This is a genomic window from Vibrio scophthalmi (genome assembly GCF_040869025.1).
Classification (GTDB): Bacteria; Pseudomonadota; Gammaproteobacteria; order Enterobacterales; family Vibrionaceae; genus Vibrio; species Vibrio scophthalmi.
In genome coordinates, this window is sequence record NZ_CP134271.1 from 846,061 (window position 1) to 871,775 (window position 25,715).

The window sequence follows — 25,715 nt, forward strand, 5'->3', positions numbered from 1 at the left end:
TGCCTGTATGACATTGATTTTAAGGATAGTATGCTCGGTTTTCTTTTACGTTCAGTAGGATTAGGTTTAGCCACCGCGGCGTTGCTATTAATAGCGGTGCCTTCTCTTCGTAGCAACATACTGCCTGAGAACATAACCAACCCAGTCAGCAATATTTCGTCTGTTCAACTGTCGTTCAACGATGCAGTGCATAAAGCAGCTCCCGCCGTAGTTAACATCTATAGCCGTAAATACACTGAAGATGATCGCTCTAAGCTATCAACGCAAGGGCTAGGCTCCGGCGTTATCGTCAGTGACAAAGGCTACATCATCACCAACTATCATGTGGTTGCTCAAGCCGATCAAATCATCGTCGCTTTGCAAGATGGTCGCGCAGCAGCGGCGCAGTTGGTCGGTAAGGATCGCCGTACTGACATCGCGATTTTGCGAGTGGAAGGCGCCAATCTGCCAGTGATCCCACTCAACCCTGATTACAAAGCAAAAGTCGGCGATGTGGTGTTAGCGATCGGCAACCCCTATAACCTCGGCCAAACCACCACCTTCGGCATTATCTCAGCGACAGGGCGCTCTTCAATCAGTGCGGATGGCCGCCAAGCCTTTATTCAAACCGATGCTGCAATCAATGAGGGTAACTCTGGTGGCGCTTTGGTCAATACTCGTGGTGAGTTAGTCGGCATCAATACCGCCTCTTTCCAACAAGCGACTGAGTTGGAAACTTATGGCATCTCCTTTGCGATACCTTATTCACTGGCCAATGTGATCATGAATAAAATCATCGCGGATGGCCGTGTGATTCGTGGCTATATCGGTATTGATGGCCAAGATATTACTTCCGTTACCGCGCGACTGCTTGGTAATGAACATCTTGGAGGCATCGTCGTTTTGGGCGTTGATCCGAATGGCCCTGCGGCGGATTCAGGATTCCAAGCGCAAGATATCATCCTCAAAATAGATGGTCAGAAAATCAATGGCCGCCAAAGCGTAATGGAAATGGTCACTGACCTAAGACCTGGCACCACTGTCGATCTGTTGGTATTGCGTAAAGGTGAAGAGCTCACTATTCCTGTCACCATCATGGAAGACACGCGCGAATAGATTAGTGTCGCCCGTCCAAATAAGCGGCAATAAATACGAATCAAAAAAAAACCAGCCAATGGCTGGTTTTTTTATTTCTGTCGATTATTCGCTATCGCTTAGCGTCTCATTCACCGAATCATTCGCCACGTCGACTTCAATACTGGTCACACGCTGCAAACCACGAGGCAATAACGCACCACGACGGCCTCTTTCACCACGGAAGTTTTCCAAATCCGATGGCTTCAAGCCCAACTTACGCTTGCCGGCATACAGTGTCACGGTGCTGTTTTGCGGAATTGAAATCAAATGAGAAACCACTTCCTCACGCTCTTTCGCTTTCGCCGCCGGAATGTTGATGATCTTGTTACCCTTACCCTTACCAAGTTGCGGCAGTTCCTTAATCGGGAACAACAACATGCGGCCTTGGTTGGTAATCGCTAAGATCTCATCATTTTCTAGATCACTGATGGTTTGCGGAACAATCACTTGTGAGTTCTGCGGTAAGCTCACTAGCGCTTTACCACTGCGGTTTTTCGATAAGAGGTCCGCACCTTTACACACAAAACCATAACCAGCATCAGAACCAATCAGCCATAGCTGATCATCCTCACCCATCACCACCTGGCGAATAGAAGTACCTGGCGCAACGTTTAAGCGTCCCGTAATCGGCTCACCTTGGCTACGAGCGGACGGTAATGAGTGCGACTCTAACGAGTAGCTACGGCCATCACTGCCTAAGAACACCGCTTGCTGATTACTCTTACCACGAGCATGAGCAAGGTATTGGTCGCCCGATTTGTAGCTTAATCCTTCACCATCCACGTCATGCCCTTTCGCATGACGAATCCAGCCTTTTTCTGACAACACAACAGTAATCGGTTCACTCGGAACAAGATCACGCTCAGTCATCGCTTTCGCTTCAGCACGCTCAACCAATGGTGAGCGACGATCATCGCCATATTTCTCTGCGTCAGCTTTAATTTCTTTCTTAAGCAGGGTGTTTAAGCGACGCTCTGAACCTAATAGTTGCTCTAACTTTTCGCGTTCTTTTTCTAGCTCGTCTTGCTCACCACGAATCTTCATCTCTTCTAACTTCGCTAAGTTTCGAAGTTTAATATCAAGAATCGCATCCGCTTGAATATCCGATACGCCAAAACGTGCCATCAGCACGGCTTTAGGATCGTCTTCAGTACGGATAATCTCAATCACTTCATCAAGGTTGAGATACGCAACTAACAAACCTTCTAAGATATGCAGACGAGCCATCACTTTATCGAGACGATATTGTAGACGACGAGTCACAGTATCACGGCGGAACTCAATCCACTCAGCAAGAATCTGTACTAAACCTTTAACTTGAGGACGATTATCAAGACCAATCATGTTCAAGTTAACGCGGAAGCTCTTCTCAAGATCCGTCGAAGCGAACAGGTGGTTCATCAACTGGTCGCAATCAATACGGTTTGAACGTGGCACAATCACGATACGTGTCGGATTTTCATGATCCGATTCGTCACGTAAATCATCCACCATTGGCAGCTTCTTAGCACGCATTTGGTTGGCGATTTGCTCCAACAATTTCGCACCTGACGTTTGATGCGGCAGTGCGGTGATGACGATATCAGAGCCTTCTTTGTGCCAAACCGCGCGCATTTTAATGCTGCCACGGCCGGTGCGGTAAATTTTTTCAATTTCCGCTTTTGGCGAAGTAATTTCTGCTTCAGTTGGATAGTCAGGGCCTTTAACAAATTGCATCACATCTGATAATTCCGCTTTTGGATTATCAATCATATGAATTGTTGCATCGACCACTTCACGCACGTTATGTGGTGGGATATCTGTCGCCATACCAACCGCGATACCCGTGACACCATTAAGCAATATATGTGGCAGGCGAGCTGGCAACATTTGCGGCTCTTTCATCGTGCCGTCAAAGTTAGGTTGCCATTCGACAGTACCTTGGCCTAGTTCGCCCAGCAGTACTTCGGCAAATTTAGACAGTTTTGCTTCGGTATAACGCATCGCAGCAAATGATTTCGGGTCATCCGGCGCACCCCAGTTACCTTGACCATCAACCAATGGGTAACGGTAAGAGAATGGCTGAGCCATCAATACCATCGCTTCATAACACGCCAAATCGCCGTGTGGATGGTATTTACCCAACACGTCACCAACGGTACGTGCCGATTTTTTATATTTTGCTGATGCCGACAGACCAAGCTCTGACATCGCATAGATGATACGTCTTTGAACCGGTTTTAAACCGTCACCAATGTATGGCAACGCACGGTCCATAATGACGTACATCGAATAGTTTAGATAAGCGTCTTCAGTGAACTTGCGCATTGGCAATTGTTCAACGCCATCATAGGTAATTTCTGTAGACATCCGTTAAACCTCTGCCAAATCGCCATTGCTTTGTAACCATGCACGACGATCATCGGCACGCTTTTTACCCAGCAACATATCCATCATTTCCATGGTCGCTTCCGAATCGTCAATGGTTAACTGCACCAGACGACGGGTATTAGGATCCATGGTGGTTTCACGCAGCTGAAGTGGGTTCATCTCACCCAGACCTTTAAATCGCTGCACGTTGATTTTGGCTTTTTTCTTCGATAAACGCTCAAGCACGCCTTCTTTTTCATCATCATCAAGGGCATAGAACACTTCTTTACCACAGTCGATTCGATATAGAGGCGGCATTGCCACATAAATATGACCAGCTTCTACCAAGGTACGGAAATGGCGCGTAAACAAGGCACACAGTAGCGTTGCAATGTGAAGACCATCCGAGTCCGCATCGGCAAGGATACAGATTTTACCGTAACGTAACCCGCTCAAATCATCGCTATCAGGGTCGATACCCAGAGCGACGGAAATGTCATGAACTTCTTGTGATGCAAGCACCTGATCAGCAGCGACTTCCCATGTATTGAGAATTTTACCGCGCAGTGGCATTACCGCTTGGAATTCACGATCGCGCGCCTGTTTGGCTGAGCCGCCAGCCGAGTCCCCTTCCACAAAGAAAATTTCCGTGCGGTTAAGATCTTGTACTGAACAGTCAGTCAACTTACCCGGCAATGCAGGGCCTGATGCGATTTTCTTACGCACCACTTTCTTGCTGGCACGCATGCGACGGTGTGCATTGGCAATACACACTTCGGCTAGCTGTTCTGCTAATTGTGGTTTTTCATTTAACCATAGGCTAAAGACATCTTTCACCACACCAGCCACAAACGCGGCGGTTTGACGAGAAGAGAGACGCTCTTTGGTTTGACCCGCGAATTGTGGATCTTGCATTTTGACCGATAGCACGTATGAACAACGGTCAAAAACATCATCACCGGTTAGCTTCACGCCACGAGGGAGTAGATTGCGGAATTCACAGAACTCACGCATAGCATCCAGCAAACCTTGGCGCAGACCATTAACGTGCGTACCACCTTGAGCGGTAGGGATCAGGTTAACGTAGCTTTCGGTGATCATCTCACCGCCTTCTGGTTGCCAAATTACCGCCCAGTGCGCCGCTTCTGTTTCTGCAGAGAACTCGCCAGTAAATGGGACTTCAGGCAGTACAGTGTAGCCTTTAACGCCTTCTGCTAAGTAATCGGTCAGACCATCTTCGTAGTACCAACGATGCTCTTGATTGTTTACTTTATCAGAGAAAGTAATTTCTAAACCTGGACACAATACCGCTTTAGCACGCAGGTTATTGACCAAACGCGTCACAGAGAAATTTGGCGAGTCGAAGTAGCTCGTATCTGGCCAGAAGTGAACACTGGTGCCTTTATTGCGGCGACCACATGTACCAGTGACGGTCAGTTCTTCTACTTTATTGCCGTGTTCAAACGCCATTTCATAAATCTGGCCGTCGCGTTTCACCGCCACTTCAACACGTTTAGATAACGCGTTAACAACCGAGATACCAACCCCGTGTAGACCACCGGAGAATTGATAGTTTTTATTAGAGAATTTACCACCCGCATGCAGCTTACAGAAAATCAGCTCCACGCCAGAAATCTTTTCTTCTGGGTGTATATCTACAGGCATGCCGCGACCGTCATCAATAACTTCTAATGATTGATCGGCATGAAGAATAACTTGTACCTTAGAGGCATGTCCGGCGAGCGCTTCATCGACACTGTTGTCGATAACTTCTTGGCCTAAATGGTTTGGACGCGCTGTATCCGTATACATCCCTGGTCGGCGACGTACTGGCTCCAAGCCATTAAGAACCTCAATGGCTCCAGCATTATATTGTTCAGTCATAATACGGAATATCGTTATAGAGATTTAATGGTTACCATGCAGAGCGCTTAGTCAGCTAGGTGACATTGGTCAAAAAACGTCACAAACGCTGAATCTCTCAGCGTTTTTCAACTGCAATAGTACAAGGGGAACATAGTCTGGAAGAGACCAGTTTATGTCAAGTGAGATACGTAAGTAACAAGCAAATTTATGACTCTTCCCTCAATGAACGGCAAAAAAATCAGCAATTCAATCTTAGAAGAAAACCATCAACTTCGGGCTACAAGTTTAAGAATTCGAGAATTTGTTGTGGGTAACGTTCGAAATCCACAAAGCTGTGATCACCACCCTGCTCGACGCTCTGTTTTGCCAAAGCATACTTCGCCACCGCTTGGCGATAATCTAAAACTTCATCTTCTGTTTGCTGTAATAACCAAAAGTCATTTGGGTTACTTATTTGAGCCACATCGAGAGCTTTCAACTCGTCAATGTGATGCTCTTGCAAGACATAATGTTCATGTGTGTATGGATTTTCTTGCTCACCCAGATAATCCATCAATAACTCATAAGGCTTTACCGCAGGGTTCACAAGCACTGCTTTAAAACCAAATTTGGCGTTCAACCAAGTTGACATATAACCACCGAGTGAACTACCCACTAAGCCAATGTGATAGTCATGCTGATAGCGCTCAATCAGGTCGGTTAGATGCTCTGCTGCTTGTTGTGGAAAACAAGGCAATTGAGGGATAACTACTTTGATATCCGGTCTGTACTGCATGCAATATTGCTTCATCACATTGGCCTTATGTGACAAAGGAGAGCTGTTAAAGCCGTGAATATAAAGCAGTAGAGAAGGTTTCATCGCAGAACTCGCAAATAAGATGAGCTCAAGCGGATAAATTAGTAACCGCTTGAATCAAAATTAGGTAAGAACAAACCACCAGCAAGACGTTGTACATGTGTCTCAAACTGGCCATCGGCGCACAAGGTTAGCTCTCGCCAGCCCGGAGAACAAGTATCTAGCGCAAAGTCATCGCTATTAGGTTTGAATTGCACACAAGTGGATGGTGTTGAGATGACGGTTGCACCACTGCGAACTTTTTGCATATCTTGATGAACATGACCACACAAAATCGCACGCACGTTATCGTGCTTCTCCACTACCTGCCAAAATTGCTCAGCGTCTTTCAAGGTGTGCTGGTCAAGCCAAGCACTTCCCACCAATATTGGATGATGATGCAGTAACACCAAACTATGACGTTCAGGATGCAAGCGAAGTTGCTCGTCCAGTAAGTCCAGTTGCTGCTGACTCAAGCGGCCATGCGGTACACCTTCAACTTGTGAGTCGAGCAATATCATCTGCCAATGTTCACCCAGCAATGCGTGCTCTGCTTGTACAATCTGTGTTGATGGTAATACCGAGCCCATACTTGGTTTGTAATCATGATTGCCCGGTAACCAAAAGCACGGTTGCTTTAATGGCTCAATGCCTTGAGCAAAGCGCTGATAAGAGACATCAGAATGATCTTGAGAAATATCACCAGTCGCAAGAATTGCGTCAAAGTCGAAGTCCTGTTGAGTTACGGCTTCGACTACGGCTGAAAAGCTGTCATTCGTATTTACGCTAAGCAAACTCCCGTCCTCTGCGGCAAACAGATGGGTATCGGTAATCTGCACTAGCTTAATCGTGTCTTTAGTTGATGAGCTTGACGTTACTTTCAAAACTAAAACCTAGATATTCAGTGGCGAACGGCTTATGCCATGCTTTAAACAAAACGATAACCAATCCCCTAAAAAACGATTCAATTGCGCTTTTTCATCTTTTTGAACCATTTTATCGTTCGGGTAATCGTATCGAGCTTTGACTCGATTTAAATAATCACTACTACATACTTCTGCCACACGGGCATCGTGGTAGAGCCTGACAGACATTTTCGGCAATGGAAACACTGGAACGTCATCACTTTGACAAATATCGACCAAAGTTGTGTACTTTGTGACTTCTCCCACGAGTATTTGGTAAGACATACTCGCCGCTTGGTAGCAACGTACATCACCGACGCTCGGTTGCGTTGGCAACAGCGCATTCAATTTTGCATAGTTGGTTTCATAGACGCGCATCAACTCTGCTAAATCAACATGATACGGTCTTTTATTTGCTACTTGTCCCATTCGCTCTTCAAACGCTGATAATTAAGCTGTAACCATTGCAGGGCAATAATTGATGCGCCATTTTCAAAACGACCATCTTCGACCCAACGGTAAGCTTGCTCACGACTTACCACATGCACACGAATATCTTCACCTTCATAGTCTAAACCATGAACGCCATACGCGGTGCTTGCATCCACTTCACCGACAAACACATCCAGCTTTTCAGAACAGCCACCAGATGAAGGGTAATAAGAGGTTACTTTAACGATTTTTGCCACCTCGATACCGGCCTCCTCTTGCGCTTCTCGGCGCACGACATCTTGGGCGGTTTCGTTTGGATCAATGATCCCAGCAACAATTTCTAACTGCCACGGCTGAGCATGCTCAAGCGCACCAACACGAATTTGCTCAACCAAGACAACTTGATCGGTTTTCGCGTCGTAAGGTAACAATGCAGCAGCATGACCACGCTCAAACATCTCACGAACAATCTCTTGGCTCCAACCGCCTTCAAACAATTTATGTTTGAATCGGTATTTAACCATTTTGAAAAAGCCTTGATAAAGGGTCTCTTTTGAGATTATTTCGACATCTTCGCTTGTAAACTGTGGTGATTGGTTATCAGCCTGTTGCATTTTGCACCTCTGTCAGTGAATCTAATAGTTTACTCAGAGAACAGCGCTTGTTCCATCGACGCACTTCAACTTTTTGTATAATTCTTCTATATTTTTTTAAGTTGAGACTGTTTTTATTGCACAGATGGACAACTATTTGTAAAAGATTGCAAAGTTTAGAGTGAATTAGCGTCAATTTGAGTTAAACTCTTGAACAATTGACCTCTTTTTATTTGGCAGGGATCGAACCCATGAAAAAATTGCTTCCACTTATTATCAGTGCAGCACTCGGTAGTCTTAGCACTTCTGCTTGGGCAGATACGCTGACAGACATCTACAATCAAGCGAAGGAAAACGATCCTACGCTACTAAGCTCTGCAGCAAAACGTGATGCTGCTTTCGAAGCGATTGAAGAAAACCGCAGTACTTTGCTACCACAAATTAACTTAACTGCAGGTTATGACCTAACTCGTGGTGATAGTGATAGTGACGCATTAACGGCTGGCGTAAACTTCTCACAAGAGCTTTTCAAACGTTCAAGCTGGATTAGCTTAGATACTTCTGAAATGTCAGCACGCCAAGCAGACGCGGCATACGCAGCGAGTCAACAAGCTTTGATTCTACGTGTTTCTCAAGCTTACTTTGATGTATTACGCGCACAAGATAACCTCGTGTTCGTTCAAGCAGAGAAAGCGGCAGTTGCACGCCAACTAGAGCAAACTAAACAACGTTTTGAAGTGGGTCTATCAGCAATTACTGACGTGCACGATGCACAAGCGCAATACGACTCAGTATTAGCGGATGAGGTGCTAGCACAAAATAGCCTCGTCAACAGCTACGAAGGTCTACGTGAAATCACTGGCCAAGAGCATGCAAACCTTGAAGTGCTAGATACTAAACGCTTCTCAGCAAGCAAAACATCAACAGCAATCAATACGCTTGTTGAAGAAGCTGGTCAGAAAAACTTAAGCCTATTGGCGGCGCGTATTACCCAAGATATCGCTAAAGAGAACATTTCATTAGCAAGCTCTGGTCACCTACCGTCACTGACTCTTGATGGCGGCTACAACTATCGTGATATCAGCAATACCGATGTAAACCCTATCACACAACGTAATTCTGACGGTGACGAAGGTAATTTCAATGTTGGTTTGAACCTAGTTGTTCCTCTATACACTGGTGGCAACATCACTTCGCAAACCAAACAAGCAGAATTTGCTTATGTTGCGGCTAGCCAAGATCTTGAAGCGACATATCGTACAGTCGTTAAAGATGTTCGCGCTTTCAACAACAATATCAGCGCTTCAATTGGTGCATTGCGTGCTTACGAACAAACCGTAATTTCAGCGGAATCTGCACTAGAAGCAACCGAAGCGGGTTTCGATGTGGGTACTCGTACTATCGTTGACGTATTGGATTCAACTCGCCGTCTATATGACGCGAATAAGAGCCTATCAAACGCTCGTTACGACTACATCCTAAGCGTACTTCAACTACGTCAAGCGGTGGGAACACTGAGTGAGCAAGATATCCTAGATGTGAATGCAGGTCTTAAACCGGCTAAATAAGCCACACTAAGAATCTTTCGCTCTACTAAAAACTCTAGATCAAAAAAGCCTGCTCAGTGAGCAGGCTTTTTTATGTGCACTACGCGATACGATACAACGCGTTGCGTTAAACCGTACTTTCTGAAATCAGATTGTGCTTGTTCAGCAGTCGATACATGGTCGCGCGTGACACGCCCAGCTCTTTTGCCGCCATCGACACTTGGCCTGAGTGCGACTCAAGCACAAGCAACAATGCATCTCTTTCGCTGCGCTCGCGAATGTTTTTCAAGCTGCGTTTGCCATCACTGCGTTTCGGCAAATCAAGGTGCTGCTCATCAAGCATCACCGTATCCGACATTAAGACCACGCGCTTGATCTGATTCATCAGTTCACGAACGTTGCCCGGCCAATGATAGCGAGTCAGAGAGCGTGTCGCTTCTTCAGTAAAACTGCGTGCTTGCGCGTTATATTCTCGTGAATACTCCATGAGAAAGTGACGTGCCAAAATCGCAATATCACCTGCTCGCTCTTTAATGCTTGGCACATTAATACGCAGAACATTGATGTAGTGATAAAGCTCTTCGTTGAAGTCACCATCAATTAGGGCTTTCTCGATATCCGCCGAATTTGCGGCCAGGATACGCACATCCACTTCTTTACGACCATTGATGGTTTCCACTGTCCCTTCTTGTAAGAAGCGCAGTAAATTAAGCTGCTGAGACTTAGGTAAGGTCAAAATATCATTGAGCAGGATCGTGCCGCCATCAGCTTTCTCAAGCAGAGACTGCTCGTTAATGTCATCACGATGAATACCAAACAAATCACTCTCGATGCGATGTTCTGACATGGCACGGCAGTTGACCGATAAAAACTCCTTCTGCGCTCGTGATGAGGTTTGGTGGACTGCACGAGCAACGGTTTCTTTGCCTGTGCCACTTTCACCATAAATCAAAATACTCACATCTGTTGGACCAATTCGTTTAATTTGGTCACGTAGACGCTTCATTGGAATCGATTCGCCAATCAATCCCATGTCATTGTTATTACCATAATGAGGCCATACTTTTTTCTCCAACTTAAGCATGCCCAGTTGGTGTCCAATCGTGCTAAGCAATTGAGCATCAGGAATTGGCGCAGTAAAAAAGTCGATACAAAAGTTCACGATAAACTGACAAATCGTATCGGAACTGAGCTGAGATTCACGGATAAAAGCGATCCATCGAACCTGCTTATGATTGCTGACTAAGTTGGCAATGCCATTAAGACTAAACTCATCGTGACTCAGATCGACGATGCCAATACAAGGACCCGTTTCTGAAAACAGCGTATTGGCTTTACGCAAATCAGCACACTGAGTACAACGCCATCCAACTTGCTCTAAAACAGAAAGCCAAGGTTCGTAGCTACCACCAACTACAATCATTGAACCAGGGACAGAATCCATTCGGAATTGACTACCCATTAAGCTTCTTCCTTATTAATTCGATTTTATAATTATTTGTGCCAAAAAAAACACATCAACAAGTGCGTACACTATAAGAGCTTGAGTTAATAATCTGTCTCATTTATAAGACTAGGACATAAATCATGCTTTGAATAAATAGATGTGCGATTCACATTCAAAATTCACATACTGCACTGTTGATTCATTTGACGCTCTTTTTCAGCAATATAGGACAGCAGCTGACTTAGCTTACGTAACGTATGCATACTGAACTGTAACTAGTTATGTCAAAATGTGGGCAAAAAAAAACCACCCGAAGGTGGTTTTGCTAGTCATTTCAAAGCTTACTGCGCTTGTGGGCGCATCGCTGGGAATAGGATCACATCGCGAATGGTATGCGTGTTAGTGAATAACATCGCAAGACGGTCGATACCGATACCTTGACCCGCTGTTGGCGGTAGGCCGTGCTCTAGTGCTGTAATGTAGTCAGCATCGTAGAACATTGCTTCATCATCACCCGCATCTTTTGCATCAACTTGAGACTTAAAGCGCGCATCTTGGTCTTCTGCATCGTTTAGCTCAGAGAAGCCGTTTGCCACTTCACGGCCGCCAATGAAGAACTCAAAGCGGTCAGTAAAGAATGCGTTATCATCGCTACGACGAGCCAGTGGAGAAATATCCGCTGGGTAGCCAGTGATGAACGTCGGTTGGATAAGTTGCGGTTCCGCTGTCTCACCGAAGATTTCTTCTAGTAGCTGACCACAAGTCCAGAACTTCTCTACGTAGATATCTAGTGACTTCGCGATTGAAACCATCAAATCACGATCCTGAACGCCTTCTTCTGTTAGCGCTTGGATTGCCTCGTGTTCTGGGTTGTAGTGCTTGATCGCATCTAGCATAGTCATACGTGCGTATTGACCACCGAACTCAACCATTTGGTCACCGTAAGGCATTGCTGTTGCACCTAGAATTTCAAGCGCAACTGTACTTAGCATCTCTTCAGTTAGATCCATAAGATCTTTGTAATCTGCGTACGCCATGTAGAATTCGATCATGGTGAATTCTGGGTTATGACGTGGAGATAGGCCTTCGTTACGGAAGTTACGGTTGATTTCGAATACACGCTCAAAACCACCAACCACTAGACGCTTCAGGTATAGCTCAGGAGCGATACGTAGGAACATTTGTTGATCCAGTGCGTTGTGGTGAGTGATAAATGGACGCGCAGACGCACCGCCAGGAATCACTTGCATCATTGGAGTTTCAACTTCCATGAAGCGTTTTGATTCCATGAAGCGACGAATTGCAGAAACCAGTTTAGAACGAATTTTAAATGCATTACGTGAATCTTCATTCACGATTAGGTCTACGTAACGTTGACGGTAACGCATCTCTTGGTCTGTTAGACCGTGGAATTTCTCTGGCAGTGGACGAAGTGCTTTAGTCAGCAATTCGAACTCTTCCATATTTACGTAAAGGTCGCCTTTACCAGACTTATGTAGAGCACCTTTCACACCGATGATGTCACCGATATCAAGACCGTGGTATTGCTCTTTCAGTACTTTTTGTACTGCTTTGTCTGCGTAAGCTTGAATGTTGCCCGATGTTTCTTGAAGAAGTAGGAATGGACCACGTTTCGCCATAACACGACCCGCGATTGCGACTACGTGGTTAAGCTCTTCTAGCTCTTCCTTAGTCTTTTCACCGAATTCAGCTTGTAGGTCGCCCGCTAGAGCATCACGACGAAAGTCATTTGGGTGGCCGTTTGCTTTGCAGCTCTTACGGATAGCATCCAGTTTCGCGCGGCGTTCAGCAATTAGCTTATTCTCTTCTTGTGCAGAAGCTTCTTGTACAGATTCGTTTTGAACAACATCAGTCATTTTCGATGTATCCTGTCTTAGTCGGTGAAAAGCTTACAAGCCTGATTTAAGGCTAGCTTCAATAAATTTGTCTAGGTCGCCGTCAAGAACCGCTTGAGTATTGCGGTTTTCAACGCCTGTACGTAAATCTTTAATACGAGAGTCATCCAGAACGTAAGAACGGATCTGGCTGCCCCAACCGATATCAGATTTGGTGTCTTCGTTGGCTTGTTTCTCTGCATTTTGCTTTTGAATCTCAAGTTCAAACAATTTTGCACGTAGCTGCTTCATTGCTTGATCTTTGTTCTTATGCTGAGAACGGTCGTTCTGACATTGCACCACGGTATTGGTTGGTACGTGTGTAATACGTACTGCCGATTCAGTGGTGTTAACGTGCTGACCACCCGCACCAGAGGCACGGTATACGTCGATACGAAGATCCGATGGATTAATATCGATGGTGATGTTGTCATCAATCTCTGGGTAGATAAACGCAGAGGCAAAAGAAGTATGACGACGGCCACTTGAATCGAATGGTGACTTACGAACTAGGCGGTGAACACCCGTTTCCGTGCGTAACCAACCGTAAGCATACTCACCTGAGATTTTAACGGTTGCGCCTTTAAGGCCAGCAACGTCGCCATCTGAGACTTCGATTACTTCTGTTTTAAAGCCTTTTGCTTCAGCCCAACGCAAGTACATGCGTAGCATCATTGACGTCCAGTCTTGCGCTTCTGTACCACCAGAACCCGACTGTAGATCAATGTAGCAATCAGAAGCATCATGGTCACCAGAGAACATACGACGGAACTCAAGCTTAGCCAGCTTATCTTCAAGCTCAGCTAATTCCGGTTCAATTTCATCGAATGTTTCTTGATCTTCTTCTTCAACAGCAAGCTCTAGAAGGCCTTCAACGTCTTCGACACCTTGCTCAAGTTGATCAATAGTTTCCACAACCGCTTCTAATGATGCACGTTCTTTACCCAACGCTTGTGCGCGTTCAGGTTCGTTCCATACATCTGGCTGCTCTAATTCTGCATTTACTTCTTCTAGACGCTCTTGTTTAGCATCGTAGTCAAAGATACCCCCTCAGGACTGTCGTGCGCTGAGACACGTCCTGGAGACGGTTTTTAATAGGATTGATTTCAAACATACTTGCTCAATATTTATGAGTAGAATTTAACCGAGGAATTGTACTGAAAAGTGTGACGAAGATACAGGAAAATTTTATTTGCCTCGTCTAGAAGCTTAAACAAAAAAATCCCCCGCAACGCTAAGCATCACGAGGGATCAGTCTTATTCTATTTCAGAGGATTAGGCGTTTTCTTCAACCAATACTGGTTGCTCTACTTTGCCAACAAAGCAAACACAAATCATCGCTGCCAGTGTTGGTAATACCCAACCCATACCCACATCAAACAGTGGTAAAACATTGAATGCTGAAACATCTAGTCCAACAATTTTCGCTGCATCAACCAAAGCAAATAGCAGTGATACCAGCAGAACTACGCGGTAAGCCAAACGAGAATTTGGTAGTTTTTTACGCATAAACGTCAGAACCACCAACGCAATCGCAACAGGGTATAACGCAAACAATACTGGAACAGACAGTGAAATAAGCTGCGCTAGACCGACGTTTGCTACCAATGCACATGCAGCACCATTGATCACAACCCACTTCTTGTACGAGATTGACGTTAGAGAGCTAAAGTAATCAGAACATGCTGAGATTAGACCAATTGCCGTAGTCAAACACGCTAGCAATACAATCACAGACAGAACGATTTGACCGTATGAACCAAATAGTGCTTGAACGTATAAGCTCAGAACCAAACCACCGTTGTCAGCGCCTGTCGCAACAACAGAACTGGTCGCACCTAGATAGAACAATGATACGTACACAAACGTTAAACCTACCGCGGCAATCAAACCCGCTAAGATAAGGTAATGTGTGGTTGGCTTTTGCTCAGTAATACCTTTACTACGGATCGCATCAACAATCAGTACACCAAACATCAATGAACCAAAGGTATCCATGGTGTTGTAGCCTTCAAGGAAGCCTTTTTGCAGTGGGTGCGTTAGGTATTCACCTTGTGCAGCAATGATCTCACCTTGTGGATCAAGGAATACTGCGCCAGCAAGCACAATCAGACCAATAAACAATACCGGTGTGAGTATCTTACCAATCACGTCAATCAATTTGCCTTGTGACCATGAGAACGACATCGCAATCACAAAGAACAGAATCGAGAATACGGTTAGATGAATTTGCTCAGCATGAGCAAAAAATGGTTTTACTGCCATCTCGTATGCCACAAGACCAGTACGAGGCGCAGCAAACGCAGGGCCGATGATGATAAAAATCAGCACTGCCATTACGGTCGCCGCTTTAACCGGTAGATCTTGAGTCAGTTTAGCCCATGAGCCACCAGCAACAGCAATAGCAACGATAGTGAGAAGAGGAAGGCCCACTGCTGTTAATAAGAAACCGCCCATTGCTGGGATAACATTATCACCCGCTAACTGACCAGCAAGCGGTGGAAAGATGATGTTACCAGCACCCAAAAAGAAGGCGAAAAGCATAAAGCCTAACGCAATGATATCTGTTAGTTTTAACGTCTGCTTCACAGTAGAACCTTTACTTTTATTTGATTGATGTTGTGTCTGCTTCGATGAGCAAAAATGCTCTCTCGGCTATATAATTTAGAACAGAATAATGACCAAATACTCAACTATTCGCAACCCAAAAGCTAAAAACACCATATAAATTCAACTCGCAACCAAAAAAGCAGTTCATAACACTAGTTTTTAAATTACAACCAGAATTAATAACCAATAATTTCATTAACAAAACTAACCAAATAAAGATAAATTAACCATACATACGATCCACAATGGTGATATCAACTTATTTAAACACTCTAGGCCGAACATTTAATGAACAGAAAAAACAAACAAACCAAGGGATTTCAATTTAAGCAATTTGCTATCGAAGGGGGGGAATGTGGTATGCCCGTCAGCACTGATGGCGTGCTATTGGGCGCTTGGGCTAAAATCACCTCTAGCCAACGCATCCTCGATATTGGCACGGGCACTGGATTGCTGGCGTTAATGTGCGCACAGCGTAATCTTGACGCCGAGATTTACGCCGTCGACATTGAGCAATCTGCCGCGATCACCGCACAGCTAAATGTGGCGAACTCTGACTGGGCAGAGCGAATTATGGTAGAACAAGCCGATATTACCGCAGTGAGTTTTCCAGAAAAGTTTGATGCGATTATCTGCAACCCGCCCTACTTTAATAACGGCGAACAAGCAAAGCTACAGCCCCGCGCCACCGCTCGTCATACTGACAGCTTAAGCCATCAAGATTTACTCGAGCGCTGTTACTCACTGTTAGATCATCACGGTAAAGCCAGTTTTGTTTTACCCGTCGTAGAAGGTGAACATTTTATTCAACTGGCGAAGCGCTTGGGGTTCTCGCTGACACGCCTATGTCGCGTACAGCCAACCGAGACCAAACCAGACAATAGGTTATTGATTGAATTAAGCTTAATATCAGGGGAATGCGAAGATCAGCAACTAATAATTCGTGATAAGCTAGGCTATACAGAGGCTTTTATCGCGCTAACCAAAGATTTTTATTTAAAGATGTAGAAATAAGGTGTGATCCTAATCACCAATCCAACTATACTACTCGGCTATTTTTTGGCTTAACTTGTTAACTTAGCCATGTTGGGTAGCGTGAACTATCCGCTTCTAATTTTTGTAATCTCGCCGAAGGGCTTGTGGAGAAACAACTGTGATCAAAAATTTTGCAGATCTTGATTTAGATCCGAACCTGCTTACCGCTATTGAAGAAATGGGCTTTGAACGTCCGACTCAAGTGCAGGCTCAAGCAATTCCTCAAGCTTTAGAAGGGCGAGATATTCTAGCATCAGCGCCAACTGGTACTGGTAAAACAGCCGCATTTGTTATCCCTGCACTACAGTTCTTACTCGACTTCCCTCGCCGTAAGCCGGGGCCAGCTCGTATGCTGATTTTGACGCCAACTCGTGAATTGGCAATGCAAATTGCTGATCAAGCGCGTGCATTGGCAAAAAATACCAAGCTAAATATCTTCACCATTACTGGTGGTGTTCAATACCAAGAACACGCTGATATTCTAGCGACAACACAAGATATCGTTGTAGCAACGCCTGGCCGCTTGATGGAATACATCAAAGCAGAACGCTTTGACTGTCGTGCGATTGAGTGGCTGATCCTAGATGAAGCCGACCGCATGCTAGACATGGGCTTTGGTCCAACCGTTGATAAGCTTTCGACTGAATGTCGCTGGCGTAAACAAACACTGCTGTTCTCTGCAACATTAGAAGGCCGCGGTGTGGAAGGCTTTACTGCCGATCTATTGAAAAACCCAACGGAAATCGAAGCTGATCCTTCACGTCGTGAACGTAAAAAAATCACCCAGTGGTACCACCGTGCTGATAACGCAGAGCACAAACTGGCGCTGCTGAAAAAAATCATCACTGAGCAAGCTGAACGTTCAATCGTATTCCTAAAAACCCGTGAACGCCTTGCTGAACTACGTACTGAACTTGAACGCGCACAAATCCCTTGTTCTTGGATCCAAGGTGAAATGCCTCAAGATCGTCGTAACAATGCGATTGCTCGTTTCCGTGATGGCGAAGTGAATGTTCTACTCGCAACTGACGTTGCTTCCCGTGGTATCGACCTACCTGACGTAAGTCATGTAATCAACTACGACATGCCGCGCAGCGCTGACGTTTACCTACACCGTATCGGCCGTACTGCACGTGCAGGTAAGAAAGGCAACGCAGTTTCTATCGTAGAAGCACACGACCAACAAATGCTGGATCGCGTTGCTCGTTACGTGAAAGAAGACATCAAAGAGCGCTTCATTAAAGAGATGCGTCCTACGCACAAAAAACCTGTCTTCAAGAAAAAGAAAAAAGAAGACAAAAACAAAACGTCTGTAAAAGCCAAAAGCAAAAAGAAAACAGGCAAGAAAAAGAAGTAATTAAGAACGCTGCGCTTTAAGAATTGAGCGCGCTTCGCTTTGAGATGATAAAGAGGCTGATGTGAAAACATCGGCCTTTTTTGTTTCTGCGCAGAACAAGCGAGAAAGCTCACCAAATTAACCGTTCGCGTTAAAAGATTCCTTACTCTCTCCTTCGTCGTTCTAAGGAATGACAGAACACATAGCAACCACCAAAACAGTGTCATCACTCAACGAACAAGTTGGCCATCTAACAATATAACGATTCGCTTTAAAAGATTACTTACTAAACTTGTTCGTTCTAAGGAATAACAGGCACATAGCAACCACCAAAACAGTGTCATCACTCAACGAACAAGTTGGCCATCTAACAATATAACGATTCGCTTTAAAAGATTACTTACTAAACTTGTTCGTTCTAAGGAGTAACAGGCACATAGCAACCACCAAAACAACGTCATCCTCAAGAGTGAGGAACGAACGAGTTGGGGATCTCACAAAATATCGGATCATCTTAAGATAAGTAAGGAATGAAGACCTTTTGCCTTTACAAAAAAATACCGCCTTAATGGCGGTATTTATGCAAATATCATTAGCGAATACGCAGAATATTAGTGCTCGCGAGTTGCGCGGAACACCACATCAGGGAAACGCTCTTGCGCTAGATTCAAGTTCACCATGGTTGGCGCGATGTAGGTTAGGTTATCACCACCATCGAGCGCTAGGTTAGCTTGGTTCTTGCGTTGGAAGTCGTCCATCTTCTTACCATCAGTACAATCAACCCAACGAGCAGTTGCCACGTTTACGCCTTCGTAAATCGCTTCTACGTTGTATTCTGACTTCAGACGCGCCACAACCACATCAAACTGCAGCACACCCACCGCACCAACGATAAGATCGTTGTTTTGTACTGGACGGAATACCTGCACAGCACCCTCTTCCGAAAGCTGAACAAGACCTTTCAGTAGCTGCTTTTGCTTCAGTGGATCGCGTAGGCGAATACGGCGGAACAATTCTGGTGCGAAGTTAGGGATACCCGAGAACTTCAACGATTCACCTTGAGTAAAGGTATCACCGATTTGGATCGTACCGTGGTTGTGTAGACCAATGATATCACCAGCAAACGCATTTTCTGCACGTGAACGGTCACCCGCCATAAAGGTAACTGCATCAGAAATACTGATTTGTTTACCTAGACGTACGTGGTTCATTTTCATGCCTTGGGTGTAAGTACCCGATACGATACGCATGAAAGCAATACGGTCGCGGTGTTTAGGATCCATGTTCGCTTGGATTTTGAATACGAAACCAGAGAATTTCTCTTCTGTCGCTTCAACATCACGCTCAACCGCTTGACGAGTTTTCGGCATTGGAGCCCACTCAGTCAAACCATCTAGCATATGGTCAACACCAAAGTTACCCAGTGCGGTACCAAAGTAGACTGGCGTTAACTCACCGACAAGGAAAGACTCAAGATCAAACTCAGGGCATGCGCCCATCACTAGTTCAAGCTCTTCACGCACGCTCTCAGCCAGATCAGCACCAACTTGCTCATCAAGCTCTGGGTTATCTAGACCTTTAATGATGCGCACTTCTTGGATTTCATGACCATGACCTGATTCGTACAGAATCGTTTCATCACGGTGGATGTGGTAAACACCTTTAAACTCTTTACCACAGCCAATTGGCCAAGTAATAGGCGCACACATCATGCCTAGTTCGTTTTCAACTTCGTCTAAGACTTCCATTGGATCACGAACGTCACGGTCAAGTTTGTTCATGAAAGTCACGATTGGCGTATCACGCAGGCGAGTAACTTCCATCAATTTACGTGTACGGTCTTCGACACCTTTCGCCGCATCAATAACCATCAAGCACGAGTCCACCGCCGTTAGCGTACGGTAAGTATCTTCCGAGAAGTCTTCGTGTCCCGGAGTATCCAGTAGGTTAACTAGACAGTCGTTGTATGGGAACTGCATCACAGACGTTGTTACCGAGATACCACGTTCTTTTTCCATCTCCATCCAGTCAGATTTCGCATGCTGGTTAGAGCCACGACCTTTCACTGTACCCGCTTTTTGGATCGCGTTTCCGAATAACAGAACTTTTTCTGTAATGGTGGTTTTACCCGCATCCGGGTGCGAGATAATAGCGAACGTTCTACGTTTAGAAACTTCGCCAATAAATGGTGTATTTGACATGAAACTGGTCTTCTTTTCTGTCTGGATGCTTGTTTAAACGTTAAACAAACCGATTCGATTCTATTTTGCGCGCTATTCTCGCTTATATTGCTTTTATACTCAAGCAACCACAAGCGGCGCGATAGTCGTACGCTAAGTCATCACCTAGCGTTAATGCTTAATTCAGCACGCTGATTAAAAGAGAAATAGGTAACTCATAATAATCGCGTCTTCTTTACCTTTGTCGGTTGGGTAGTAATTACGACGGCGATCAAGCTCGTTAAAACCAACCGCTTCATAAAGAGCAAACGCACGCTGATTGCTTTCTCGTACTTCTAACCAAGCGCTTTCGGCTTTAGCTTGTTCGCAAACATCTAAAAAGTGCTCGGTTAACGCCTTACCATAACCTTTGCCTTGTTCGGCAGGATCAACAGCAATGTTAAGTAAGGTGACTTCACCGACGATGTTTTGTGCGTAAAAGTAACCAACGACTTTTTGATTCACGACCAAAGCATGATGGCAGGCACCACGGCTATTAAGATCACGAATCATCGATTCAGCCCAAGGGTGGCTATGCGCCGTTTGCTCAATGGCCCACACTTGGTCAAGGTGTTCTAAGGCAAGAGGATAAAATTGTAGTGTCATAAGGCTCGTTAGTATGAACAGATCTGTTGCCACAGCGCTTTACGCTGCTGATTATTCCCATCGATCTCACTAAGAAGTGGGGTCGTGAGTGCTTTTTCAGCCAATTGTTCTGTACGTTCGCAGCCTGCAAACCACACCCATTCCATGGATTGTCCAGCTAACTGAGTCGCCTGTTCAGGGTAGATATGGCGTGCTTGGTCTAAAGAAATATTGATGCTTTTTAATACCCGCTCAAACAGCAGTGCTAACTCACCGTTTGGACTCACGGGCGAAACTAACAAGAGTTTGCACTCGGCGGGTAATTCCAGCGCTGGCGCTTGGTAACCGGTCAAACGTTCAGGATGGCTGAGTTGATAACAATCAATCCCCATCTGTGTTAGGTAAGCAACATGGTCAGTTTGCATGAATAGAGTTCTCTAAATTTCGTAGCGTCATATTAGCACAGATCGACGGGCAACAAAAAAGGGGCTATCGCCCCTTTTTTCTGCGTAAGTTTACCCGTTAAAGCTGGCTAAACTCTTCACTATATTCAATCAAACCACTACGTTCTGCGAGCTCGCCATCAGCGATCGCTAGGACTTGAAATACCCCTTCAGGGACATCCCACTGGCATTGCATGTGGTGTTTTTCTGCCGCTTCAAAACCAAAACGTTGGTAGTAGTCAGGATCGCCAAGCACGACACAAGCCGGGTAACCAAATTCGTATAGCGATTCAATACCTTCGCGAATCATCGTCGCAGCAATGCCTTGCTTACGATAGTCTTCACGCACAGATACCGGCGCTAGACCTTGCCAGTTTAAATCTTCACCTTGCAACGTTACCGGAGTAAACATCGCGTGTCCGACGACTTCTCCTTCATCATTACACGCAACAAGTGAAAGCGTCAGCTTGCTGTTTTCTCTCAGTGCCATCACTAAGTTTGCTTCCGCTTCTGTCTCAAAGGTGGTTTTAAGCAGGCGGTCAATGGCCAGAATATCCGCTGGCGCTTCAGTTCGTATAAGCATTCGCTACCTCATTTTGTACTGCTGGCGATTGTACGCCTTTATGCACAAAATCAGCTAACTGATTAAGTAAAATCTGTAACGGTTTTGGCAAAAGCTCAAGATCGACACTATCCATCAGGTTTTTCACTTCCAAACCTAATTCCGTATCGCCTTCAATCGACAAACGACGCTGGAAGAATAATGTATCAGGATCTTCTTTGCGGCCAGCGATCAAAATCAAGTCATTCAGATTACCAGAGAAAGATACGTCTTCTTGCTGCGGAGTTTCAGCAACAATTAACTTGTCGTCTTCGTAGCTGATATACCAATGTAGGCGCATATCTTTAACTTCTACTTTCAACCACTTGCCTTCAAGGAATTCAAAATCACCATCTTCCAATGCTTCTTTGAATACCATTTTCAAGCCATCTAACAAGGCTTTTTTTTGAACAGATTGTGGTAATAAGTGGACTGGAGATCGCAAAATTGATGCTGCATTTTGAACTAATTGAGTGCGAATCTTGTTAATCACGCGGGTTATCCGTTACTTTGTAGATAGATGCATGGATGATAATGGATAGATTGCTTTCGTTACCTGTTGTGTATCAAAAAATGACGGAATGGTTACAACTCTTTAATCTCTTAGATAAGGTGGTTATAGTAACGCATTCAGCTTGTAATAAGCGCTTATTCACTCTCTTTGGAGACTTGGTACCCCCCGAATGCCATCGCAACAGTTTCAGGATTGGTTTACACAAATTACGGCTAAGAGTCCTTTTTTCTCGGCCATCTTAGACGATCAACATAACTATGTGATGGTTAACGAACGCTATTGCGAAATATCGGGACTATCACAAAAAGAGCTTGTCGGGCGGAGCGATCGTGAAATTCTTGGTGAGCAATTTTATTACCAGCTCAAACCCTACTACCAACGCGCTCTACTTGGCGAATCAAGTGAAACTGAAATTACGCTTAACGATGTCGATCTCGAAACCAGTCTGCTCTGCTCCATCTCTCCGATTAGCTTCAATAACAAAGTGCAATACGTCGTTCTTCATGCGATTGATACCTCTGAAAAAAGCATTTTAATCCACTCGCTCGAAGAAGCAGAAAACAAGTTTTCCGCGCTGACTCAACTGTTGCCCGAAGGGTTATTGCTAGTTGAACATGACTGTATTTTGTCAGCCAATCCCGCCGCCGTTCGCTTACTTGGATTTGAATCAAGCAGTGATTTATTAGGTGAAGAGCTGTCGCGCCTGTTTATTGATGAAAACAGCAAAAAGTCCTTCAATAACAAACTTGGCATGCTACTGCATGATGCACCGATTTTGTGCCTGACAGGACCACGCTGTGGATTGGAGCGAAAAGTTCAGCTACAGGCCGCACATGCGATGATCATGGGCGAAGAATCACAACTGGTTCTGATCCAAGATGCTGAACAAGCACCGAAGAAAATCAGTGACTCCACCATAAATAGTGATGCTCATATTGATTCTTTAACCGGGCTATATAACCGCTTTGGATTCACCAAGCGCCTTGATCAGCTGATCAAAAATGAAACACCGTTAATCATGCTCTACCTTGATATCGATAACTTTAAAAACATCAATGACTCTTTAGGTCACCATATCGGTGACAAGGTCATCAAAGAAGTTTCCTGTCGACTCAAGCGCTTATTACCTCAACAAGCTGTACTTGGCCATTTAGGTGGCGATGAGTTTGGTTTGATCTTACCCAATCCAGAAAACAACCGCATGGTTGAATCACTTTCAGATCGAATTATATCACTCATCAACCAGCCGTTTGATTTGCAACACTTTAGCAAACGCCTTGCTTGTTCAATTGGTAGCGTTGTCTACCCTGGTGATGGCAACGATGCACGCATATTGCTGCAAAATGCTGACACTGCCATGTATGAAGCCAAAGAGCGCGGCCGCAACCGTCTGATTAAGTTTAACGATCAGATGAACAAAGAAGCGCGCATGCGTTTATGGCTGGAAATCGAGCTACAAAAGGCACTGCAACAAAATGGCCTTGAAGTGTGGTACCAACCGAAAGTCAACGCGCGTGATTTCAGTATCAACGGCGCAGAAGCGCTAGTACGTTGGAAGCACCCCGTTGAAGGCTATATTAGCCCAGGCGCCTTTATTCCGGTGGCTGAACGAGCTGGATTAATTGAGCACTTAGGTCGCGTTGTCATGCGTGAAGTTTTTGCCACGGTGAAACGCTGGAAGATGCAAGGCATCTTACCTGGACGTGTCGCTATTAACCTCTCGCCAGAGCAGTTTGGTAACCCGAAACTGATCGATTACATGGAAAAGTTATTGCGCTCCACCGAGCTGGATCCTAGCTGCATCACATTTGAATTGACCGAAAGTGCAGTGATGAGTGACAGTGAGCACACTCTTCAAATGCTCAATGCCATCAAAAAACTTGGTTTTGCCCTATCCATTGATGACTTTGGTACCGGCTATTCATCCCTTGCCTACTTAGCTCGCTTCCCTCTCGATGAGCTTAAGATCGATCGCGCCTTTATCACCGAGATCGACACCTTACCTAAACAGGTAACGGTGATTGAAAATATCATCAATTTGGGCAAATCACTCAATTTAACCGTGGTTGCAGAGGGGGTTGAAACCCAACAACAAGCAACACTCCTGTCAAACCTCAACTGTAACTCGATTCAAGGCTTCCATTTCTATCGTCCGCAACCAAAGCAAGACGTCGAAGAATTGTTCATGCAGAACCGTCGCCATAAAAATTAAATCTTCCGTAAAAGTCAGCGAAATCCATTATCCGGAAGAGGTAATTGTCAGCTAACTCACTCAAACCTGCCTTACATCAAAATTGCCGTTCATAATTCTTCATAAAATGCTGGCAATATTGAAAATAATAGGTTTAGCTGAGCAATGGAACTCCTATGCCCCGCAGGTAATCTACCTGCCCTAAAAACCGCCATCGACTGTGGTGCCGACGCGGTTTACATCGGCTTTAAAGATGACACCAATGCCCGCCATTTCGCAGGGCTAAACTTTAACGGTAAAAAACTCGATAAAGCCGTGCAGTATGTGCACGACCACAACAAAAAAATTCACGTCGCGCTGAATACCTTCGCTCACCCAGATGGCTTTGAGCGCTGGACGAGTGCGGTTGATCGCGCCGCGGATGTAGGTGTCGATGCCCTAATCGTGGCGGATATTGCTGTACTGGAATACGCTGCACGTAAATACCCAGATTTAGAATTGCATCTTTCAGTGCAAGCATCGGCCACCAACATTGCCGCGATCGATTTCTATAAGAACAACTTCAACGTGAAACGTGTCGTACTGCCACGCGTATTGTCGATCCATCAGGTGAAACAGTTGTCACGTAACATCACCAGCGATGTAGAGCTAGAAGTGTTTGCTTTTGGTAGCTTGTGCATTATGTCGGAAGGTCGTTGTTACCTATCGTCTTACATGACAGGCGAATCGCCAAATACCGTTGGCGCCTGCTCTCCAGCCAAATATGTACGCTGGCAAGAAACTGAACAGGGCCTTGAGTCTCGCCTTAACAACATTTTGATTGACCGTTATAGCACGGGCGAGAACGCCGGTTACCCAACCTTATGTAAAGGCCGCTTTAGCGCTGATATCGAAGGTGAAGCCAAGGTTTACCATGCACTCGAAGAGCCAACCAGCTTGAATACCCTTTCTATGCTGCCTGAGCTATTTGCTGCCAATGTTGCTTCGGTGAAAATTGAAGGTCGCCAACGTAGCCCTGCTTACGTAGAGCAAGTCACCCGTACATGGCGCGCGGCGATTGATCGCTACCTTGCCAACCCAGAAGCTTACCGTGTTGAAGCAGCTTGGGATGCGGCACTGGCGAACGTCTCTGAAGGTACGCAAACCACGCTTGGTGCTTACCACCGTAAATGGCAATAACGGCATAGGAATAGAAT

The 25,715-nt window shown here is 45.2% G+C and carries 21 protein-coding genes; 6 read left to right on the forward strand and 15 right to left on the reverse strand.

Annotation, left to right across the window (positions count from 1 at the left end; all coding sequences use genetic code 11):
- The first annotated feature begins 30 nt into the window (after window positions 1-30).
- Window positions 31-1,095, forward strand: coding sequence for an outer membrane-stress sensor serine endopeptidase DegS (degS, locus tag RJD38_RS03735; RefSeq protein ID WP_005594040.1), 1,065 nt, complete (start codon window positions 31-33; stop codon window positions 1,093-1,095).
- 84 nt (window positions 1,096-1,179) lie between these two features.
- Here the strand turns inward: degS and parC are convergent, their stop codons facing one another.
- The 6 genes from parC to nudF all read right to left on the reverse strand — a co-directional run bounded on the left by parC (window position 1,180) and on the right by nudF (window position 8,117).
- A complete protein-coding gene (gene parC, locus RJD38_RS03740; RefSeq protein WP_065545044.1) occupies window positions 1,180-3,465 on the reverse strand; it encodes a DNA topoisomerase IV subunit A in 2,286 nt (761 codons plus the stop codon).
- A 3-nt stretch (window positions 3,466-3,468) separates the two neighbouring features.
- Window positions 3,469-5,349, reverse strand: coding sequence for a DNA topoisomerase IV subunit B (gene parE / locus RJD38_RS03745; protein ID WP_005594037.1), 1,881 nt, complete (start codon window positions 5,347-5,349; stop codon window positions 3,469-3,471).
- Window positions 5,350-5,608: 259 nt separating this feature from the next.
- Window positions 5,609-6,190, reverse strand: a complete 582-nt coding sequence (gene yqiA, locus RJD38_RS03750; protein WP_065545043.1) for an esterase YqiA — start codon at window positions 6,188-6,190, stop codon at window positions 5,609-5,611.
- A gap of 38 nt (window positions 6,191-6,228) precedes the next feature.
- Entirely contained in the window at window positions 6,229-7,050 is an 822-nt protein-coding gene (gene cpdA, locus RJD38_RS03755) for a 3',5'-cyclic-AMP phosphodiesterase (RefSeq protein ID WP_065545042.1), read from the reverse strand.
- Between the two features lie 9 nt (window positions 7,051-7,059).
- Window positions 7,060-7,500: a DUF1249 family protein gene (locus RJD38_RS03760; protein WP_005594031.1), complete on the reverse strand. Its 441-nt coding sequence runs from the start codon at window positions 7,498-7,500 to the stop codon at window positions 7,060-7,062.
- Window positions 7,488-8,117, reverse strand: coding sequence for an ADP-ribose diphosphatase (nudF, locus tag RJD38_RS03765; protein ID WP_065545041.1), 630 nt, complete (start codon window positions 8,115-8,117; stop codon window positions 7,488-7,490). Before nudF ends, RJD38_RS03760 begins: the two co-directional genes overlap by 13 nt.
- Before the next feature lie 230 nt (window positions 8,118-8,347).
- Between nudF and tolC the strand changes: the two genes are divergently transcribed.
- On the forward strand, window positions 8,348-9,664 hold the full coding sequence (tolC, locus tag RJD38_RS03770; protein ID WP_065430860.1) for an outer membrane channel protein TolC: 1,317 nt from the start codon (window positions 8,348-8,350) through the stop codon (window positions 9,662-9,664).
- A 106-nt stretch (window positions 9,665-9,770) separates the two neighbouring features.
- Here tolC and vpsR read toward each other — a convergent pair whose 3' ends face one another.
- The 4 genes from vpsR to brnQ all read right to left on the reverse strand — a co-directional run bounded on the left by vpsR (window position 9,771) and on the right by brnQ (window position 15,574).
- Window positions 9,771-11,105 (reverse strand): cyclic-di-GMP-binding transcriptional regulator VpsR, encoded by a 1,335-nt coding sequence (gene vpsR / locus RJD38_RS03775; protein WP_005594027.1) that lies wholly within the window; start codon window positions 11,103-11,105, stop codon window positions 9,771-9,773.
- Window positions 11,106-11,431: 326 nt separating this feature from the next.
- On the reverse strand, window positions 11,432-12,967 hold the full coding sequence (gene lysS, locus RJD38_RS03780) for a lysine--tRNA ligase (protein WP_005594026.1): 1,536 nt from the start codon (window positions 12,965-12,967) through the stop codon (window positions 11,432-11,434).
- Between the two features lie 33 nt (window positions 12,968-13,000).
- Window positions 13,001-14,099, reverse strand: a protein-coding gene (prfB, locus tag RJD38_RS03785) for a peptide chain release factor 2 (protein ID WP_138944252.1) whose coding sequence is annotated in 2 segments (ribosomal slippage) — window positions 13,001-14,023 and window positions 14,025-14,099 — 1,098 coding nt in all. Because the reading frame shifts where the segments join, the coding sequence is not laid out codon by codon here.
- Window positions 14,100-14,260: 161 nt separating this feature from the next.
- A complete protein-coding gene (brnQ, locus tag RJD38_RS03790) occupies window positions 14,261-15,574 on the reverse strand; it encodes a branched-chain amino acid transport system II carrier protein (RefSeq protein WP_065545040.1) in 1,314 nt (437 codons plus the stop codon).
- A gap of 309 nt (window positions 15,575-15,883) precedes the next feature.
- Here brnQ and RJD38_RS03795 point away from each other — a divergent pair, with 309 nt between their 5' ends.
- Both RJD38_RS03795 and srmB read left to right on the forward strand, forming a co-directional pair.
- A complete protein-coding gene (locus tag RJD38_RS03795) occupies window positions 15,884-16,603 on the forward strand; it encodes a tRNA1(Val) (adenine(37)-N6)-methyltransferase (RefSeq protein WP_065545039.1) in 720 nt (239 codons plus the stop codon).
- Between the two features lie 145 nt (window positions 16,604-16,748).
- Window positions 16,749-17,987, forward strand: coding sequence for an ATP-dependent RNA helicase SrmB (gene srmB / locus RJD38_RS03800; protein ID WP_005594019.1), 1,239 nt, complete (start codon window positions 16,749-16,751; stop codon window positions 17,985-17,987).
- Window positions 17,988-18,577: 590 nt separating this feature from the next.
- On the opposite strand, the gene prfC is transcribed toward srmB, so the two are convergent.
- The 5 genes from prfC to RJD38_RS03825 all read right to left on the reverse strand — a co-directional run bounded on the left by prfC (window position 18,578) and on the right by RJD38_RS03825 (window position 22,307).
- Window positions 18,578-20,167, reverse strand: coding sequence for a peptide chain release factor 3 (gene prfC, locus RJD38_RS03805; RefSeq protein ID WP_005598046.1), 1,590 nt, complete (start codon window positions 20,165-20,167; stop codon window positions 18,578-18,580).
- 174 nt (window positions 20,168-20,341) lie between these two features.
- Window positions 20,342-20,791, reverse strand: coding sequence for a ribosomal protein S18-alanine N-acetyltransferase (rimI, locus tag RJD38_RS03810; RefSeq protein WP_009385782.1), 450 nt, complete (start codon window positions 20,789-20,791; stop codon window positions 20,342-20,344).
- Between the two features lie 8 nt (window positions 20,792-20,799).
- Window positions 20,800-21,195: a DNA polymerase III subunit psi gene (locus tag RJD38_RS03815; RefSeq protein WP_065430865.1), complete on the reverse strand. Its 396-nt coding sequence runs from the start codon at window positions 21,193-21,195 to the stop codon at window positions 20,800-20,802.
- A 97-nt stretch (window positions 21,196-21,292) separates the two neighbouring features.
- Window positions 21,293-21,796 carry a GNAT family N-acetyltransferase gene (locus RJD38_RS03820; protein ID WP_065545038.1) on the reverse strand — a complete coding sequence of 168 codons (504 nt, stop codon included), beginning with the start codon at window positions 21,794-21,796 and terminating at the stop codon, window positions 21,293-21,295.
- On the reverse strand, window positions 21,780-22,307 hold the full coding sequence (locus RJD38_RS03825; RefSeq protein WP_005598037.1) for a ubiquinone anaerobic biosynthesis accessory factor UbiT: 528 nt from the start codon (window positions 22,305-22,307) through the stop codon (window positions 21,780-21,782). Before RJD38_RS03825 ends, RJD38_RS03820 begins: the two co-directional genes overlap by 17 nt.
- A gap of 190 nt (window positions 22,308-22,497) precedes the next feature.
- On the opposite strand from RJD38_RS03825, the gene RJD38_RS03830 reads away from it, so the two are divergent.
- Window positions 22,498-24,540 (forward strand): EAL domain-containing protein, encoded by a 2,043-nt coding sequence (locus RJD38_RS03830; protein ID WP_005598035.1) that lies wholly within the window; start codon window positions 22,498-22,500, stop codon window positions 24,538-24,540.
- 144 nt (window positions 24,541-24,684) lie between these two features.
- Complete coding sequence (locus RJD38_RS03835; RefSeq protein ID WP_005598033.1) at window positions 24,685-25,698, forward strand: ubiquinone anaerobic biosynthesis protein UbiU; 1,014 nt, start codon at window positions 24,685-24,687, stop codon at window positions 25,696-25,698.
- Window positions 25,699-25,715: the final 17 nt, after the last annotated feature.